Genomic DNA, 428 nt, shown 5'->3' on the forward strand with positions numbered 1-428 from the left:
GTCATATAAATATGGGCATCGTCCTGCGTAAAACAGCGAACCCGCATGAGGCCGTGGAGCGCGCCGGATTTTTCGTGGCGGTGTACCAGACCGAGTTCTCCCATGCGCAGCGGCAGATCTCGGTAGGAGCGGGGCTGGGATTTGTAAACCAGCATACTTCCGGGGCAGTTCATGGGTTTGATGGCGAATTCCGTATCATCAATGGTCGTCGTGTACAGGTTTTCTTTATAGTGATCCCAGTGTCCGGAGGTCTCCCACAGAGAGCGGTTTAACATGATGGGAGTAGCGATTTCCACATATCCCTCGCGCTCGTGGATTTCACGCCAGAAGTTTGTCAGAGCATTTTTCAGTACCATGCCCTTTGGAAGGAAGAATGGAAATCCCGGGCCTTCAACCATGATGGTAAACAGACCCAGTTCTTTTCCCAG

The 428-nt window shown here is 52.1% G+C and carries 1 protein-coding gene; it reads right to left on the minus strand.

Annotated features, from left to right (window positions below; genetic code table 11):
* On the minus strand, window positions 1-428 hold a 428-nt coding region (locus NE473_RS30305), incomplete at both ends, for an aminoacyl--tRNA ligase-related protein (protein ID WP_305148715.1).

The sequence above is a fragment of the Hungatella sp. SL.1.14 genome, from assembly GCF_024460495.1.
GTDB lineage: Bacteria > Bacillota > Clostridia > Lachnospirales > Lachnospiraceae > Hungatella > Hungatella hathewayi.